The organism is Streptomyces sp. NPDC001339 (assembly GCF_042895955.1).
GTDB lineage: Bacteria > Actinomycetota > Actinomycetes > Streptomycetales > Streptomycetaceae > Streptomyces.
The window spans coordinates 322,602-339,967 of the sequence record NZ_JBIAWT010000001.1; the positions used below are offsets into that span (position 1 = coordinate 322,602).

The 17,366-nt window shown below is 71.3% G+C and carries 14 protein-coding genes; 7 read left to right on the forward strand and 7 right to left on the reverse strand.

The genetic code is table 11. The annotated features are described in order from the left end of the window. Nucleotides 1-46: 46 nt before the first annotated feature. Nucleotides 47-592 carry a recombinase family protein gene (locus ACFY12_RS01340; protein ID WP_390713627.1) on the forward strand — a complete coding sequence of 182 codons (546 nt, stop codon included), beginning with the start codon at nucleotides 47-49 and terminating at the stop codon, nucleotides 590-592. 286 nt (nucleotides 593-878) lie between these two features. Here the strand turns inward: ACFY12_RS01340 and ACFY12_RS01345 are convergent, their stop codons facing one another. Further along, the gene (locus ACFY12_RS01345) at nucleotides 879-1,904 is read right to left on the reverse strand and encodes an ATP-dependent 6-phosphofructokinase (protein ID WP_390713628.1); all 1,026 of its coding nucleotides are present in this window, start codon (nucleotides 1,902-1,904) and stop codon (nucleotides 879-881) included. A gap of 317 nt (nucleotides 1,905-2,221) precedes the next feature. On the opposite strand from ACFY12_RS01345, the gene pta reads away from it, so the two are divergent. From pta to pyk, 3 genes are all read left to right on the forward strand, one after another. After that, nucleotides 2,222-4,315, forward strand: coding sequence for a phosphate acetyltransferase (gene pta, locus ACFY12_RS01350; protein ID WP_390713629.1), 2,094 nt, complete (start codon nucleotides 2,222-2,224; stop codon nucleotides 4,313-4,315). A gap of 54 nt (nucleotides 4,316-4,369) precedes the next feature. Further along, nucleotides 4,370-5,581, forward strand: a complete 1,212-nt coding sequence (locus ACFY12_RS01355; protein WP_390713630.1) for an acetate kinase — start codon at nucleotides 4,370-4,372, stop codon at nucleotides 5,579-5,581. 61 nt (nucleotides 5,582-5,642) lie between these two features. After that, complete coding sequence (gene pyk, locus ACFY12_RS01360) at nucleotides 5,643-7,070, forward strand: pyruvate kinase (RefSeq protein ID WP_390713631.1); 1,428 nt, start codon at nucleotides 5,643-5,645, stop codon at nucleotides 7,068-7,070. A 152-nt stretch (nucleotides 7,071-7,222) separates the two neighbouring features. On the opposite strand, the gene ACFY12_RS01365 is transcribed toward pyk, so the two are convergent. The 4 genes from ACFY12_RS01365 to ACFY12_RS01380 form a co-directional block, all read right to left on the reverse strand. Then, the gene (locus ACFY12_RS01365) at nucleotides 7,223-8,623 is read right to left on the reverse strand and encodes a hypothetical protein (RefSeq protein WP_390713632.1); all 1,401 of its coding nucleotides are present in this window, start codon (nucleotides 8,621-8,623) and stop codon (nucleotides 7,223-7,225) included. After that, the gene (locus tag ACFY12_RS01370) at nucleotides 8,613-9,128 is read right to left on the reverse strand and encodes a DUF6114 domain-containing protein (RefSeq protein ID WP_390713633.1); all 516 of its coding nucleotides are present in this window, start codon (nucleotides 9,126-9,128) and stop codon (nucleotides 8,613-8,615) included. The genes ACFY12_RS01365 and ACFY12_RS01370 overlap by 11 nt, the downstream gene beginning before the upstream one ends. Nucleotides 9,129-9,335: 207 nt before the next feature. Then, a complete protein-coding gene (locus ACFY12_RS01375) occupies nucleotides 9,336-9,953 on the reverse strand; it encodes a DUF6230 family protein (RefSeq protein WP_390713634.1) in 618 nt (205 codons plus the stop codon). 638 nt (nucleotides 9,954-10,591) lie between these two features. Beyond that, complete coding sequence (locus tag ACFY12_RS01380; RefSeq protein WP_390713635.1) at nucleotides 10,592-11,560, reverse strand: tetratricopeptide repeat protein; 969 nt, start codon at nucleotides 11,558-11,560, stop codon at nucleotides 10,592-10,594. A 244-nt stretch (nucleotides 11,561-11,804) separates the two neighbouring features. On the opposite strand from ACFY12_RS01380, the gene ACFY12_RS01385 reads away from it, so the two are divergent. Next, nucleotides 11,805-12,455: a TetR/AcrR family transcriptional regulator gene (locus tag ACFY12_RS01385; protein WP_390713636.1), complete on the forward strand. Its 651-nt coding sequence runs from the start codon at nucleotides 11,805-11,807 to the stop codon at nucleotides 12,453-12,455. A 426-nt stretch (nucleotides 12,456-12,881) separates the two neighbouring features. Here the strand turns inward: ACFY12_RS01385 and ACFY12_RS01390 are convergent, their stop codons facing one another. Both ACFY12_RS01390 and ACFY12_RS01395 read right to left on the reverse strand, forming a co-directional pair. Further along, nucleotides 12,882-13,895, reverse strand: coding sequence for an SDR family NAD(P)-dependent oxidoreductase (locus ACFY12_RS01390; protein ID WP_390713637.1), 1,014 nt, complete (start codon nucleotides 13,893-13,895; stop codon nucleotides 12,882-12,884). Further along, nucleotides 13,892-15,058, reverse strand: a complete 1,167-nt coding sequence (locus tag ACFY12_RS01395) for a glycosyltransferase (RefSeq protein WP_390713638.1) — start codon at nucleotides 15,056-15,058, stop codon at nucleotides 13,892-13,894. The genes ACFY12_RS01390 and ACFY12_RS01395 overlap by 4 nt, the downstream gene beginning before the upstream one ends. Before the next feature lie 62 nt (nucleotides 15,059-15,120). Here ACFY12_RS01395 and ACFY12_RS01400 point away from each other — a divergent pair, with 62 nt between their 5' ends. After that, nucleotides 15,121-15,870: a response regulator transcription factor gene (locus ACFY12_RS01400; protein ID WP_390713639.1), complete on the forward strand. Its 750-nt coding sequence runs from the start codon at nucleotides 15,121-15,123 to the stop codon at nucleotides 15,868-15,870. Next, on the forward strand, nucleotides 15,867-17,330 hold the full coding sequence (locus tag ACFY12_RS01405) for a sensor histidine kinase (RefSeq protein ID WP_390713640.1): 1,464 nt from the start codon (nucleotides 15,867-15,869) through the stop codon (nucleotides 17,328-17,330). The genes ACFY12_RS01400 and ACFY12_RS01405 overlap by 4 nt, the downstream gene beginning before the upstream one ends. Nucleotides 17,331-17,366: the final 36 nt, after the last annotated feature.

Consider the following 17,366-nt stretch of genomic DNA (forward strand, 5'->3'; position numbering starts at 1 on the left):
CACCCCGTCACTTCACCATGCGTGATCAAATGGGCACGATGAGCGCATGGCCAACAACGAGAGCAGGCAGAGGCAGGAGCCGACCACGGCCCGTCGAACCGGGGGAGACCTGAGGCGGCGTCAAGCAATCGCGGACGCGGCGGCAGGCATCCCGTCGAGCGAGGTCGACGTACCGGCCGAGGCTGCGAAGATCGAGCGGTTCCGCTGCGTCATCTACCTGTGTGGTGCCCCCAACGCCAACATTGCCGCACCGCGCGAGGAGTGCACCGACTACGCGGAGATGTTCGGGTGGGAGGTCACGGCCGTGATCGAGGACCACGCGGGGCTGCTGCCGCCCGACGGCCGCGAGGGGCTGAGGCAGGCCGTCGACCGCATCAAGAGCGGCGAAGCCAGCGCGGTGCTCACGGCCTGGCGCTCGATGATCTCGCCCATTCCGCAGGAGTACGACCAGATCGCGCGCGAGATCGAGAGGGCAGGCGGTTTCCTGCACGTCATGGACTCGGCGGGCGCCGAGGAGACACGCGGTCGGGAGGCCCGCCCCGTCGCCTCCCGGATCGGCATCGACGCCAACGGACGTGAGCGGCAGCCGTGATCTCCCACCCGTCCGCCCTCTGGCCGGAACACCCCGCGCCGCGCCCGGACTGCGCGCACTGCCGCCAACTCGACGAACAGCGGCAGCAGGCCCGTCGGCAGTACGACCACAGTGCCGAAACGGACTGCAACGTACTACTGCGGCAACACCTACGACAGGCACACCCGTCGTAGTCCATGAGCCAGAGAGTCCATGACCGAGGTCCGTCGCCACGTACGGGTACCCGTTACGCAGGTACGCGTACCCGTACGGAGCGATGCGTACGGTCCTCAGATGCGTACGGGTCTCAGAAGACCGACTCGGCCTCGTCCATCCGCGTCGCGGGGACGGTCTTCAGCTCGGTGACGGCCTCGGCGAGGGGGACCATCGTGATGTCCGTGCCGCGGAGTGCGGTCATCTTGCCGTAGTCGCCGCGGTGGGCGGCCTCGACGGCGTGCCAGCCGAAGCGGGTGGCGAGCACCCGGTCGTAGGCGGTGGGGGTGCCGCCGCGCTGGACGTGGCCGAGGATGACGGGGCGGGCCTCCTTGCCGAGGCGCTTCTCCAGTTCGTGGGCGAGCGCGGTGCCGATGCCGGAGAACCGCTCGTGGCCGAACTGGTCGATGGCGCCCTTCTTGTACTCCATGGTGCCGGGCGCCGGGTGCGCGCCCTCGGCGACGCAGATCACGGCGAACTTCTTGCCGCGGGCGAACCGCTCCTCGACCATCGTGACCAGGTCGCTGACGTCGAACTCGCGCTCCGGCAGGCAGATGCCGTGGGCGCCGCCGGCCATGCCGGATTCCAGGGCGATCCAGCCCGCGTGGCGGCCCATGACCTCGACGACCATGACGCGCTGGTGCGATTCGGCGGTGGTCTTGAGGCGGTCGATCGCCTCGGTCGCGACGCCGACGGCGGTGTCGAAGCCGAAGGTGCGGTCCGTGGAGGAGATGTCGTTGTCGATGGTCTTGGGGACGCCGACGACCGGCAGTCCGACGTCCGAGAGCATCCGGGCCGCGGTGAGGGTGCCCTCGCCGCCGATCGGGATCAGGACGTCGATGCCGTAGTCCTTGGAGAGGTCCCGGGACTTCTCACAGGCCTCGCGGAGCCGGGCGCGCTCCAGCCGGGACGAGCCGAGGATGGTGCCGCCACGGGCGAGGATGCCGCTGACGGCTTCGAGATCGAGCTTGCGGAAGCGGCCGTCGAGCAGACCGGCGAAGCCGTCCTCGAAGCCGATGACCTCGTCGTCGTGGCCGGTGAGGGCGCGGTGGACGACTGACCGGATCACAGCATTCAGGCCGGGGCAGTCGCCGCCTGCGGTGAGGACTCCGATACGCATCGTGCTGTGTCTCCTGTGCTCGCTGTCGGTTCCTGAGCCGGTCTGATTGTTTCACGGTCCGACGGGCTCCGGCTCACACCAGCCGCGTATGCCGACCGCTCACACCGGCCGCGTATGCCGACCGCGCGCACCGACCCGTACACCGGCTCCACCCTATGGTCCCTGCCCGGAGCTGCCCGGAGCCGCCCGGGAACCTGGGAGAGCGGCTTAGCCACCCCCGCAGGTATTGTCAAGAGGGGCCAGCTCACAATATCGGCTTAATTTGATCTTGTGAGCGCTGGAATCTTGAACAACTCGGAATGGATCGGAGAGCACGCGTGACGCGCAGCGTGTACGTGACCGGGATCGACCGCGGCGACGGCCGCCAGGTCGTCGAGCTGGGAGTCATGGAGCTCCTGACCCGCCATGTCGACCGGGTGGGCGTCTTCCGCCCGCTGGTGCACGACGGACCGGACCGGCTGTTCGACCTGCTGCGGTCCCGCTACCGGCTCACCCAGTCCGCCGAGACCGTCTACGGCATGAGCTACGACGAGGCCGCCGCGCTCCAGGCCGAGCGCGGCACCGACGAGCTGGTCGCCCGGCTCGTCGACCGCTTCCACGCGGTGGCCAGGGACTACGAGTACGTGCTGGTCCTCGGCTCGGACTACGCCGACACCAGCCTCCCGGACGAGCTGAGCCTCAACGCCCGGCTCGCCAACGAGTTCGGCGCCTCGCTGATCCCCGTCGTCGGCGGCCAGGGCCAGGAGGCCGAGTCCGTACGCGCCGAGGCCCGCAACGCCTACCGGGCCTTCCAGTCGCTGGGCTGCGATGTCGTCGCCATGATCGTCAACCGGGTGGCCCCCGAGCTGCGCGAGGCGGTCGTCGAGCGGCTCGCGGCCCGTCTGCCGGTGCCCTGCTACGGGCTCCCCGAGGACGGCTCGCTCTCCGCGCCGACCGTCGCCCAGATCGTGCACACCCTCGGCGCGGAGGTGCTGCTGGGCGACGACTCCGGGCTCGCCAGGGACGCCCGCAACTTCGTCTTCGGCGGCGCCATGCTGCCGACCTTCCTCCAGGCGCTCACCCCCGGCTGCCTCGTGGTGACCCCCGGCGACCGGGCCGACCTGGTCATCGGCGCGCTCGCCGCGCACAGCGCCGGCGCCCCCCCGATCGCCGGTGTGCTGCTCACCCTCGACGAGAAGCCCGGCCCCGACATCATGGCGCTGGCGGCCCGGCTGGCCCCCGGCACCCCGGTCGTCTCCGTACCGGGCGGCTCCTTCCCGACGGCGGCCGAGCTGTTCGCCATCGAGGGCAAGCTGAACGCCGCCTCGCCGCGCAAGGCGGAGACCGCGCTGGGCCTCTTCGAGCGCCATGTGGACACCGCGGAGCTGACGAACCGGATCTCGGTCGCCCGCTCCGGCCGGGTCACGCCGATGATGTTCGAGCACGAGCTGATCGAGCGCTCCCGTTCCGGCCGCCGCCGCGTCGTCCTCCCGGAGGGCACCGAGGAGCGGGTGCTGCGCGCCGCCGACGTCCTGCTGCGCCGCGACGTCTGCGACCTGACCCTGCTGGGTGAGGAGGAGGCGATCCGCAAGCGCGCCGCCGACCTGGCCATCGACCTGGCGAACGCGCAGATCATCGACCCGCAGACCTCCGAGCTGCGCGAGCGGTTCGCCGAGCTGTACGCGAAGCTGCGCGCCCACAAGGGCGTCACCTACGAGCTGGCCTTCGACGTGGTCGCGGACGTCTCGTACTTCGGCACGCTGATGGTGCAGGAGGGCCTGGCCGACGGCATGGTCTCCGGCGCGGTGCACTCCACGGCCGCCACCATCCGGCCCGCCTTCGAGATCATCAAGACCAAGCCGAACGCCCAGATCGTCTCGTCGGTCTTCTTCATGTGCCTGGCAGACCGGGTCCTGGTCTACGGCGACTGCGCGGTCAACCCCGACCCCAACGCCGAGCAGCTGGCGGACATCGCCATCCAGTCGGCGACCACCGCCGCCCAGTTCGGCGTCGAGCCGCGGATCGCGATGCTGTCGTACTCCACCGGCACCTCCGGCTCCGGCGCGGATGTGGACAAGGTCCGCAAGGCGACCGAGATCGTGCGCGAGCTGCGGCCCGATCTGCTGGTCGAGGGCCCGATCCAGTACGACGCGGCGGTGGACGCGGCGGTCGCGCGGACCAAGCTCCCCGGCTCCGACGTGGCCGGCAAGGCCACCGTGCTGATCTTCCCGGACCTCAACACCGGCAACAACACGTACAAGGCCGTGCAGCGGTCGGCCGGCGCGGTCGCCGTCGGCCCGGTCCTGCAGGGTCTGCGCAAGCCGGTGAACGACCTCTCGCGCGGCGCCCTGGTCCAGGACATCGTCAACACCGTGGCCATCACGGCCATCCAGGCGCAGGGTGCCCAGCCCGGCGCCGGACACACCGCCTGAGCACCCCTGAAACCCGCACAGCCCCCGTACCGCCCCACCCTTCGGAAAGCCTTTATGACTGCCACCGCCACCCGCGTCCTCGTCCTCAACTCCGGCTCCTCGTCGGTGAAGTACCAGCTGCTCGACATGCGCGACGGTTCGCGCCTCGCCGTCGGCCTGGTCGAGCGGATCGGCGAGGAGAATTCGCGCCTGGTCCACACCCCGCTGGCCACCGACGGTGCCAAGCGGGAGACCGAGGGCCCGATAGCCGACCATGAGGCCGCGCTGAAGGCCGTCGCCGCGGAGCTGGCCGCCGACGGCCTCGGCCTGGACTCCCCGGAGCTGGCCGCGATCGGGCACCGGGTGGTGCACGGCGGGCAGAAGTTCACCGCGCCGACCGTGATCGACGACGCGGTGCTGGCGGAGATCGAGCGGCTGGTGCCGGTCGCCCCGCTGCACAACCCGGCGAACATCACCGGTATCCGGACCGCCCAGGCGCTCCGCCCCGACCTGCCGCAGGTCGCGGTCTTCGACACCGCGTTCCACACCACCATGCCGGAGTACGCGGCCCGCTACGCCATCGACACCGAGACCGCCGACGCGCACCGCATCCGCCGCTACGGCTTCCACGGCACCTCGCACGCCTATGTGTCCCGTAAGACGGCCGAGCTGCTGGGCAAGGCGCCCGAGGACGTCAATGTGATCGTGCTGCACCTGGGCAACGGCGCCTCCGCGTCCGCCGTCCGGGGCGGTCGCTGTGTGGACACGTCCATGGGCCTGACCCCGCTGGAGGGCCTGGTCATGGGCACCCGTTCCGGTGACATCGACCCGGCGGTGACCTTCCACCTCAAGCGGGTCGCGGGCATGGACGAGGACGAGGTCGACGTCCTGCTCAACAAGAAGAGCGGGCTGATCGGGCTCTGCGGCGACAACGACATGCGCGAGATCCGCCGGCGGATCGACGAGGGCGACGAGCGGGCGCAGCTCGCCTTCGACGTCTACATCCACCGGCTGAAGAAGTACATCGGTGCCTACAGCGCGGTGCTCGGCCGGGTCGACGCGGTCGCCTTCACCGCGGGCGTCGGCGAGAACGCCGCCCCGGTGCGCGAGGCCGCCATCGCCGGTCTGGAGGAGATGGGCATGGCCGTGGACGCCTCGCTCAACGCCGTACGGTCCGACGAGCCCCGGATGATCTCCCCGGACTACGCCCGGGTCGCGGTCGCCGTGGTGCCCACGGACGAGGAACTGGAGATCGCTCAGCAGACATACGCCCTGGTCAACGCGTAGTACTCGGTGCTTCCACCTACCGAAATATTCCGCTGCTAAACAAACCGATAGGATTCCGCCCATGCGCCGTTCCAAAATCGTCTGCACCCTGGGCCCCGCCGTCGACTCCTACGACCAGCTGAAGTCGCTGATCGAGGCCGGTATGAACGTGGCCCGCTTCAACATGAGCCACGGGACCCAGCCGGAGCACGAGGAGCGGTACCACCGCCTCCGCAAGGCCTGTGAGGAGACCGGCCGCGCGGTGGGCGTGCTGGCCGACCTCCAGGGCCCCAAGATCCGCCTGGAGACGTTCGCCGACGGCCCGGTGGAGCTGGTGCGCGGTGACGAGTTCGTCATCACCACCGAGGACGTGCCCGGCGACAAGACCATCTGCGGTACGACCTACAAGGGCCTGCCCGGCGACGTCTCCAAGGGCGACCCGGTCCTGATCAACGACGGCAACGTCGCCCTCCAGGTCGTCGAGGTCGAGGGTCCGCGGGTGCGCACCATCGTCATCGAGGGCGGTGTGATCTCCGACCACAAGGGCATCAACCTGCCCGGCGCGGCGGTGAACGTCCCGGCGCTGTCCGAGAAGGACATCGAGGACCTGAAGTTCGCCCTCAAGATGGGCTGCGACATGGTCGCGCTGTCCTTCGTCCGCGACGCCAAGGACGTCCAGGACGTGCACCGCGTCATGGACGAGGTGGGCCGCCGGGTCCCGGTCATCGCCAAGGTGGAGAAGCCGCAGGCGGTGGCCAACATGGAGGAGGTCGTCATGGCCTTCGACGCGGTCATGGTGGCCCGTGGTGACCTGGCGGTGGAGTACCCGCTGGAGAAGGTCCCGATGGTGCAGAAGCGCCTGGTCGAGCTGTGCCGCCGCAACGCCAAGCCGGTGATCGTCGCGACCCAGATGATGGAGTCGATGATCACCAACTCCCGGCCGACCCGCGCCGAGGCGTCCGACGTCGCCAACGCCATCCTCGACGGCGCGGACGCGGTGATGCTCTCCGCGGAGTCCTCGGTCGGCCAGTACCCGATCACCACCGTCAAGACGATGTCCAAGATCGTCGAGGCGGCCGAGGAGGAGCTGCTCTCCAAGGGCCTGCAGCCGCTGGTGTCCGGCAAGAAGCCGCGCACGCAGGGCGGTGCGGTGGCCCGGGCGGCCTGCGAGATGGCCGACTTCCTCAACGGCAAGGCGCTGGTGGCCTTCACCAAGTCCGGTGACACCGCCCGCCGCCTCTCCCGCTACCGCACGGTCCAGCCGATCCTGGCCTTCACCACCGACACCGCCACCCGCAACCAGCTCACCCTGAGCTGGGGCGTGGAGAGCTTCGTCGTGGAGCACGTCGACCACACCGACGCCATGGTCGACCTGGTGGACGCCGAGCTGCTCAAGCTCAAGCGCTACAACGAGGGCGACACCATGCTGATCACCGCCGGTTCGCCCCCCGGCATCCCCGGCACCACCAACATGGTGCGGGTGCACCACCTGGGCGGCGAGCGCGCCTGACGCGCCTGACGCGCCCGGACAGCGAAAACGGCGGTGGGCCGCCCCTCACGGACTCGTGGAGGGGCGGCCCACCGCCTTTTCGGTGGCACCCGCCTTTCAGCGGCACCCGCCTTTCAGCGGCACCCGCCTTTTAATGATCAGGCCTCGGTGGCTCAGTTCTCGATCGTCACATGCATGCCCGGGACGTGAAGAGTGCCGCCGAACTGCCCCGCCTGATCGAGCTTCACCTTGGTGAAGTACGCGAACGGGACGTTGAGCGGCGGCGGATGCTCCGGGTCGAAGACGATCGGGATCAGACCGAACAGATTGCCCTGCAGCCGCTCGGAGTACAGGGTCACCTTGCCGCCGCGGATCGTGGACGTGGACCCCTGTGCCGCCCGGACGTGGTACTTCTTCCCGGACGCCGGGTCGTCGATGATCTGGTGCAGATCGCCGATGTCGACGCTGTCGGCGGTGAACTTCAGGGCCTGCTTGGTGTGGCCGCTGTGCGTGGTGACGTTGACGACGCCCTCGTAGTTCAGACCGCGCAGAGTGAGCGCGCTGGACTCCAGGTGCCAGGGGGCGTCGGGCAGCGCGGCGGGCGTCTGCTCGTCCTTCCCCTTCTGCTTGTTCTCGACGACACAGGGGAACGCCCGCTTGCCGTCGGCGTCCTTGCCGTCCAGACCACCGCCGGGCAGGGCGTTGTCGGCCGCGCCCACAGCGCCGTGAACGGTGTCCTCGACCGTCTTCGACGGGTTCTTGACGGCATCCCCCACCGGCTTGGTGACCTTGTCGGCCGCATCGCCGGACCCGGTGCCGGGGGCCTTGCCCGCGGGGGTGGTGTTCCGCGTCGCGGACGGAGAAGGCGACGTGGACGGAGACACGGACGAGGACGCGGACGGGGACGGGGAGGTACTCGGTGCGTCGGCCGTCGGCTCCTTGGCGGAGTCGCCGCCAAGGAGCCCGCCGAGGACGTCCCGGATGCCGCCCAGCAGGCCCCCGTCCTCCTTCTTCTCGTCGGGAGACTTCTCGTCCCCGGGAGAGGTGGACGGAGAGGGGGGCGGCGACGGGGTCGGCGTACCCGAGGGCTCGCCGGGCTTCTCACCGGGCTTCCCTGATCCGGACGGCGCGGGCGCCGTCTCCTTGCCGTCTCCGCTGTCCTTGCCCGGGTCCGTGCCGGCCGAAGGCGAGGGCGACGGGTCCGGCTTGTCCTTCGCGCCGTCCTTGGCCTTGCCGTCCTTGGCCTTGCCGTCCTGCCCGCCCGTCTTGCCGCCCTGTCCGTCCGCCGTGTCCGGGGCGGTGACGCACGGGCCGTCCCTGAAGGGGCTCTCGGGCGGCATCGGCTTGGCGTTCGCCAGCTGGGGTGTCAGCCCCATGCCCATGAGTACGGCGGTCGGCATGGCGGCGAGGGCTATCGCCTTGCCCGCGGGCACATGCAGCCGGGTCAGCAGCGGCTTCTTCGGCGCCGCGTGCCTCGGCCCGTTCCCGCCGCCGGAACGGCGCGGGGGGACCCCCGTCGGCTCGGTTCTCGCCCCGGCGGGTGCGTTCTCCCGATGCAGTTCGTCACCCGGCACGGTGCCTCCCGTTCGTTCCGTTGGTCGGGCTCGTTCCTGACCCGTCGTCCAGTCCGGGCCCGGCGGGTGCGGGGGTGGCGGCGGCCGCGGGGGTGGCCGCGGGGGCTGCCTTGCCCGGAGCCCAGGCCACGCTCAGTGCGCCGCCGATCATCCCCATCAGGTAGCCGACGACGATGCCTCCGAAGTTCGAGACGACCAGGGAGACCAGGGCGAGCAGGATCGCCGCCACGCCCGCGAAGACCCGCGAGGCCGGCTGGAACCACATGGTGAGACCGAGGACGACCAGCAGGACGCCGATGATCAGCGAGCCGGCGCCGGCGGTGGTCGCCATGCGGACGGTCAAGGACCCGATCGTGAGATTCGCATAGGGGATGTACATGATCGGGATGCCGGCCAGCAGAGTCAGCAGTCCGCCCCAGAACGGGCGGTGTCCGCGCCACTCCCGGAACGAAATCCGCTTCCGGCCGAGGGTCTCGCTCAGCCGTGGTCGCGTCTCGGCGGTCATGTCGTACAGCTCCTCGGGACTGGCGATTCGGTGGTTCTGCGCTGGAGTGTCCTCACTGGCGCTACCCGGCGTACGGGCACGGGGAACAAGCACGGGGGACGACTGATGCCGCCGCGTGCTCCGCACCTCCGCCGGCGCTGCCCCGCGGACTCCACGGCACGGCGAGTGCCCGCCGCGGGACCGCCCCGCGCCCGTACGCTCAGTGCGTCAGAAGCACTCGTGCTTGCCCTTGGCGACACTCATCTTCAGGCCACTGAGCTTGAACGTTCCGGCGGAAGTTGCCCATGCCTGCTGCTTGACGTGGGTGAGCGTGGCCGAGTCGGCCTCCTGGGCGAACGAGCCCGGGTCGGCCTTGTCGCCCTTGTGCATGCCCGGCCCCTTGGACGACGAGCCCGCCGCAACACCGATGTTGATGTTGGTGAAGGTCGCGTCCGCGTCGAGCTGGTCGAGGTCGATGTAGAGGTTCTTGGCCTCCACGGGCGTGCCGTTGGCACCGGCCGCCAGCTTCAGCGACACATCGCCGAAGACCGGTACCGGGACGACCACCGACTGGCACAGGTTGCTGATCTTGGCGTTCGAGAACCCCGAGACCGCCACCGGAACCTGCTTGCCGCCCTTCTGGGCGTCAATGGCTCCGTACTGGACGAAGCCGGTGCCGTCCAGCCGGTCCGTCGTGACCTTGAACTGCTGGCCGGACACACTGAACGATGCCGCGAGCGCGCCTTGTGAGAGGGCGACGCCGATCGCGGCGGTCGCCGCGACGCTGGGCACCATGACGACGGCGAACCGCTTCCATCTGGTCCCGCCGCGAGCCAGGGACTCCATGACTTTCCTCCTTCTCGGACGTACATCTCCGGTACCGGCGGCCTCAGTTGGGGGACAGCGGTACGGGGGATGGGAGAAGTGCTACGTCCTCGGGAAGGAGAGCGCCCGTTCTCGGAGGCACAGCGTGTGTCCGAATACCGGCGATCACCCCCGAGCGACAACCACTGGCCACGCTCTCGCGCAACCTCACTGGACAGGCCCCGCCGGGTACGGCGGAGACCCCCCTGTCCATGGCCGGCGTCACTGCCGTCGGCCACTCGGTGGGGACCCAAGTGCCCCACGGCGCCGACCGGATGCCGGGCTGCGGGAATGGACCGAGCGTCGCCGATCGTGGTCCATTCGGGGCCGCGGCACAAGGGGTTCGTTACTTACGGGTAACGCGCCTTTCACCGGGGCGCGACGGACCGGGATCGCCCGGGTACGCAGGGTCGTCGCTGACAGCGAGCGGACACCTCGCATTTGCGGACAGAACGCCGCAAGGGGGCCGTCTGGGCTTACTCCAAGTAACAGCGGCCACGTTTACCAAGTTTTGGTAAAGCGTGGCCGCAGTTCTGTTTGTCCGGTCACCTCATGGAGTGGTACCGGAGGAAGTCGTCGTACCGGCCGCCCGGAAGCGTCGGCGACGACAGCGGGTCAGATCAGAACAGCACCCGGGCAAGGGCGGTACGGGCCGCCGTCACCCGCGGGTCCTCCGCCCCGATGACCTCGAAGAGCTCCAGCAGACGCAGCCGCGCGGCCTCCCGGTCGTCGCCGAACGTCCGCTTCACCGTGTCGACCAGGCGGCCGAACGCGTCCTCGACATGACCGCCGACCAGGTCGAGGTCCGCGGCCCGGATCTGGGCCTGCACATCGGCCGGATTCTCCGCGGCCTCCTTGCGCACCGCCGAGGCGTCCAGGCCCTGGACCCGGTTCAGCAGTTCGGCCTGCGCGAGGCCGAGCTTGGCCTCCGGGTGGCCCGGGTCGTCGGAGAGCACGTTCTTGTACGCCTGGACGGCGCCGCTCAGGTCACCGGAGTCCAGCGCCTGGCTCGCGGCCTCCAGCAGGGCGTCGTACGGGCCGGCCGGCTGCGGCGCCTCGGCCTCCTGCCCGTCCGCCGCGGCCGGGTCGACCGGCGCGCCGACGATGCCGAACTGCTGCTCGGCGGCCTGCACCAGCTGGTCCAGCACCTGCCGGATCTGCGCCTCCGGGGCCGCCCCCTGGAACAGCGGGATCGGCTGCCCGGCGACCACCGCGAAGACCGCCGGGATGCCCTGCACCCCGAACTGCTGGAAGAGCATCTGGTTGGCGTCGACGTCGATCTTGGCCAGCACGAACTTGCCGGCGTACTCGGTCGCGAGGCGCTCCAGCAGCGGACCGAGCTGCTTGCACGGCTCGCACCACTCGGCCCAGAAGTCGATGACGACCGGGACCTCCGTGGAGCGCTGCAGGATGTCCTGCTGGAACGCCGCCTCGTCGACGTCGAACACCAGGCGGGCACCCGTCGCCGGCGCCTGGCCCGTGCGGGCGGCCTCGGCGCGCGCCTGCTCCGCCTTCTGCTTCGCTTCACCGGCCGCCTTCACCGCGGCGAGGTCGACTACTCCACTCATGGACATGTTGCGTGGCTGCATGAGTACATCCTCCCCCCTGGGCGGTCCGTTCCGGAAAGCGATCCGGAAAGCGGCGGTAGTACGTAGTACGAAGAGACCCCGAGGGGCTGTGGCGTGCGGCCCTGGGTCCCCACCCACGGCCTGTGGTCGTCGCTCTTACGCTACGAGTCGTAGCGTAACTCGTGGCCGCCCCCGCACGACAAGACGGTTCCGGCTCCCCGTGAAGTGATCTCCCTCACGGGCGGCACCGGCCGTACCCGCCGGTATGGTCGCCCGCATGCACCGTTCCGCCACCCCCCGCAAGGGCCGTACGGGCCGCCCGCGCAGCGTCGAGGCCGATCAGGCGATCCTCCGCGCGACCCGGGCCGCGCTCGTCGACGTGGGATGGGGCCGGCTGACCATGGGCGAGGTGGCGGCCCGGGCGGGCGTCGCCAAGACCACCCTCTACCGCCGCTGGGCCAACAAGAACGACCTCGTGGTGGACGCCGTGGCGGTCCTCTTCGACGAGCTCGAACTCCCCGACCGGGGCTGCCTGCGGGCCGATATCGAGGGCGTGGTGCTGCAGTTCGGCGCACTGCTCGCCCGGCCGGAGACCAAGACGGCGCTGATGGCCGTGGTCGCCGAGTCCACCACCGACGAGGCGCTGCGCGAACGGATCCGCTCGGCGATCGTCGAACGCCAGAAGCGGCTGGTGCTGCTGGGGCGCGCACGGGCCCAGGCACGCGGGGAGCTCCCGCCGGACGCCCCCGGCGAGGACGGCGCACGGGCCGCCGCCCGCACCATGGACCTGATCTTCGACGTGATCGCCGGCGCGGTGATACACCGCACCCTGGTCAGCGGCGAGCCGGTGAACGCGGAGTGGGGGCGCGACTTCACGGCGCTGTTCTTGTCAGGGCTTTCCGTTGCACTTGGCTGACTTCCCACGTACTTGGCTTTCCCGCCGTACCTCCGTTTCGCCGTGGCGCCCGTCCGCTGCGCTTGGCTTGCCTCCCACGTTTTTGGCTTTCCCGCCGTGTCGCCTGGCGGCGGGCTGTTTGCCGCTGCGCGGGGCTGTACGTCACGGGTGCGCCCCTCCGAACTTCGTTCTGCGGTCCGCCCCCTCCCGTGGATGGGTGGAAGAAGACCGGTGGGGGTGTACGCAGCCCCTTGCGTGCCCGCAGTGGACCACTCGCGTACACCCCCGCTCACCGTTTTTCCTCCCCCTCACGGGAGGGGCCGCTCCGCAGGACGCCAGTCCGGAGGAGCGGACCCGCACCCGACCAACCCACGCCCGCCGCAGGCGCAACGGCGAAACGGAAGGTACGGCGCCGCAGACGACAACGTGGGAAGCCAGCCAGCGCAGCTACACTGCGTAGCGACCCGGCGCGAAGAGGTGGAGGTTCTCCTCCACCCACGCCGACGTCCGCTTCAGGCCCTCCTCCAGCGAGACCTCGGGACGCCATGCGGCCCACTCCCGGGCGCGGGTGTTGTCCGACAGCAGTCGCTCCACCTCGCTGCCCGAGGGGCGCAGCCGTGCCGGGTCGACGACGACCTCCGCGTCACGGCCGGAGGCGGCGATCAGCGCCTCGGCGAGGGCACCGATCGCGATCTCGCGCCCGGTGCCGAGGTTGACGACCTGGCCCAGGGCCCGGTCGCAGTCGGCCATGGCGAGGAATCCGGCGGCGGTGTCGGTGACGTAGGTGAAGTCCCGGGTCGGGGTGAGCGAGCCCAGTTTGATCTGGCGGGCGCCGGAGTGGAGCTGGGCCAGGATGGTGGGGATCACGGCGCGCGCGGACTGCCGGGGGCCGTAGGTGTTGAACGGCCGGACGACCGTGACCGGCAGCTCGAACGCGTGCCAGTGCGACAGCGCCATCATGTCCGCGCCGATCTTCGAGGCGGAGTACGGCGACTGCGGCTGCAGCGGATGGTCCTCGGAGATCGGTGCCACCAGCGCGGTCCCGTAGACCTCGCTGGTGGAGGTGTGCACCAGCCGCCGTACGGCATGGCGGCGGCAGGCCTCCGCGATGTTCTCCGTCCCCACCACGTTCGTCTGCACATACGCGCCGGGCGAGTCGTAGCTGCACGGGATGCCGATCAGCGCGGCCAGGTGGAAGACCGTGTCGCAGCCCGCGACCGCGTCCGCCACCCGCCCGGCGTCCCGGACGTCTCCGGCGATCATCTCCACGGGGCCGCCCGGCCGCAGGTAGCGCGCCAGATTGCCCTTCTCGGCGTACGGCTTGTAGTGCACGAAGGCGCGTACGTCGGCACCGGCCTCGACCAGCATGTCGACCAGGGTCGAGCCGATGAACCCCTCGGCCCCGGTCACCAGGACCGTGCGGCCCGTCCACTGCTGGGCGGTGGTGATGCTGCTGCTCATGCTGACTCCTTCAGAAGGTTCTTCAGGTGGTGGGAGTACGGGTGGCCGGCCAGTGACAGCGTCTTGGCGGCCAGCAGGTCGGCGGCCCGGGCGTGGGTACCGGGGTCGGCGGCGGCGCCCATCGCGGCGAGCCGGGCGGGGTCCGCCAGGAGCGGCCCGATCAGCGCGTCCAGGCGCTCCGCCGAGGTCTCCGCGTCGGGCAGCAGCTCCGCCGCCCCGGCGTCGGAGAGCACCCGCGCGTTGTGTGTCTGGTGGTCGCCGGGTGCGTGCGGATAGGGCACCAGGACGGCCGGCATGCCGATCGTGGCGAGCTCGGCGACGGTCGCCGAACCCGCCCGGCACACCACGAGATCGGCGGCCGCGTACGCCAGATCCATCCGGTCCAGATAGGGCACGGCCTCGGCCACGGCGGCCCCTCCGTTGGCCGCGAGCCGCGCCCGGGTCTCCTCCAGGGCCGCGGGGCCGGTCTTGATCAGCAGCCGCAGATCCGTCCGCGACCGGTAGCGGGCGGCCAGGCCCACCGCGGCCTCGGTCAGCCGGGCCGCGCCCAGGCTGCCGCCGTTGAAGAGCAGCAGCCGCGCGCTGTCCGGGACGCCCAGCGCCGTGCGGGCCGCGGGCCGCAGCGCCGCCCGGTCCAGCTCCGCCAGCGGACCGACCAGCGGCATCCCCACCGTCTCGGCCCGCTCACCGCCGGCCAGATGCTCCCGGCTGCGGTCGAAGGCGAGGGCGAGGTGCGGGGTGAGCCGGGCCGCGAACCGGTTGGCTCGGCCGGGCACCGCGTTGGACTCGTGGATCAGGCTCGGCAGTCCGGCCATCCGCGCCCCGACGATCACCGGGGCACTGGGATAGCCGCCCATCCCGACCGCGACCTGGGCCTGCTGTTCGCGGAGGATGGCCCGGCACTGGGCGCCCGACTTCAGCAGCGCGGCCGGCAGCAGATACCGGCGCGCGCCCAGTGACGGATCGAAGGGGATCATGTCGACGGTGTGCAGCCGGTATCCGGCCTGCGGGATCAGCCGCGTCTCCAGACCGCGCTCGGTCCCGACGAAGGAGATCACCGCATCGGGCACGGCCTGGCGGAGCGCGTCGGCGAGGGCGAGTCCGGGATAGATGTGGCCGCCGGTGCCGCCCGCACCGATCACGACGGAGAGTGGTGTGCGCATGGCCGCCACGCTCGCGACGCGCCCTAAGAACGTTCTAAGAGAGGGTTTGGCAGCCTGTAGCCATGCCGCCGTTCTCCATTCCGCCCGAGCCGCCCGAGCCCTCCGAGCCCGCAGAGGCTTCGTCGCCCAGGATCCTCGTCGTCGACGACGAACCGGAGGTGCGCGCCGCCGTGTCGGACGGCCTCGCCGTGGAGGGGTACACCGTACGCGGTGCGGCCGACGGCCTGGCCGCCCTGTCGGAGGTCGCCGCCTGGCAGCCGGACGCCATCGTGCTGGACGTGATGATGCCGGTGCTGGACGGCCTCGCCGTCTGCCGCCGGCTGCGCGCCCTGGACGACCGCACCCCCATCCTCGTCCTGACCGCGCTGGACTCGGTCAGCGAACGGGTCGACGGCCTGGACGCCGGTGCCGACGACTACCTGGTCAAGCCGTTCGCCCTGGACGAGCTGGTGGCCCGGGTCCGCGCCCTGCTGCGCCGCGCCGCGGCCGGTGCCATTGAGGACACCCGGCTCGTCTTCGACGACCTGGTCGTCGATCCGGTGACCCGCAGCGGCCACCGGGCGGACCGCGCGGTGGAGTTCAGCCGCACCGAATGGGCGCTGCTGGAGCTGCTGTTGCTGCACCCGGGCCAGGTGCTGCCGCGCGAGCTGATCCTGGAGCGGGTCTGGGGCCGCGACTTCGGACCGGACTCCAACTCCCTGGCCGTTTACATCGGTTACCTCCGCCGCAAGCTGGAGGCGGGCGGCGAGCCCCGCCTCGTCCACACCGTGCACGGCATCGGCTACCGCCTGGACCACGCGGAGGAGCGTTGACCGGCACCCGCGGCCTCGGCACCCGCTGGCGGCGCCGCCGTCCGCTCCGCACCCGCCTGGCGCTGGCCGCGTCCGCCGCGGTGGCCGTGGTGGCCGTCGGCGTCTGTGCCGCCGCGTTCGTCATCATCCGCTACCAGATGTCCCGTCAGCTCGACCTCAACCTGGCCCAGACGGCGACCCAGCTCATCCAGCGGACCCGCGGCTGGGGCCCGACCCCTGGCGATGAGTCCTGCCAGTACCCGGCCACGTCCTGCGTCCAGATCGTCTCCGCCGACCCGGCGAAGGACCCGCGCGGCGGCTACCACACCCTCCCCGTCACCGACGCCACCCGCCAGGTCGCCGCCGGCCACCGCACGGCGTACTACAGCGAGCTCACGGTCGCCGGACAGCCCGTCCGGATGTACACCGTCCGCCACCCCGGCCGGGCCCAGGCCCTCCAGGTGGCGCTCCGCTCGGACACCGTCGAGCGCGGTGTGCGGCAGGCCGCCTGGGCGCTGTCCGGGGTCGGCGCCGCCGGGATCCTGCTGGCCGGCGCCCTCGGCTACGGCGTCTCCCGTACGGGCCTGGCCCCGATCGCCCGGCTGACCGCCACCGCGGAACGGGTCGCCGCCAGTTCCGACGCCCGCCACCGCATCACCCTCCCCGCCGGGCCGGCGTCCCGCGAGGACGAACTCACCCGCCTCGCCACCACCTTCAACACCATGCTCGGCGCCCTCGAACAGTCCGTCACCGCCCAGCGCCGGCTGGTGGCCGACGCCTCCCACGAACTGCGCACGCCGCTGACCGCGCTCCGCACCAACGCCGAACTCCTGGCCCGCGCCGACCGGCTGACCGACGCCCAGCGCGACCGCGCCTCGGCAGCCCTGGGCCGCCAGCTGCGCGAGGTCACCACCCTCGTCAACGACCTCATCGAACTCGCCCGCGACGAGGAGCCCCGGCCCCTGGTCGAGCAGGTGCGCCCGGCGGCCCTCCTGGAGCACGCGGTGGGCGCCGCCCGCGAACACTGGCCGGAGATCACCTTCACCGTCGCCGTCGACCCGGCCGCCGCCGAGCTGACCGTCCCCGGCGTCCCGGCCCGGCTCAGCCGGCTGCTGTCCAACCTCCTCGACAACGCCGCGAAGTTCTCCCCGCCCGGCGGCCCCGTGGACACCGAACTCGCCCTCGTACCGGGCCCCGCATCGGGTCACGGGCCAGGTCGCGGGGCAGGTCGCGGGGCAGGGGAGCTGGACCTGACGATCCGCGATCACGGCCCCGGTATCGCCCCCGAAGACCTCCCGCATGTCTTCGACCGCTTCTACCGCGCCGAGTCCGCCCGCGCCCTCCCCGGCTCGGGCCTGGGCCTGGCCATGGCCCGCCAGATCGCCCGCGCCCACGGCGCCGAACTCACCGCGGAGCGGGCACCGGGCGGCGGCGCGCTGTTCCGGCTGCGGATGCCGCTCGCGCCGATGGCGGACAGCTAGTGGGGGCCGGTCCGTACGGCGGGCGGCTAGGCCGAA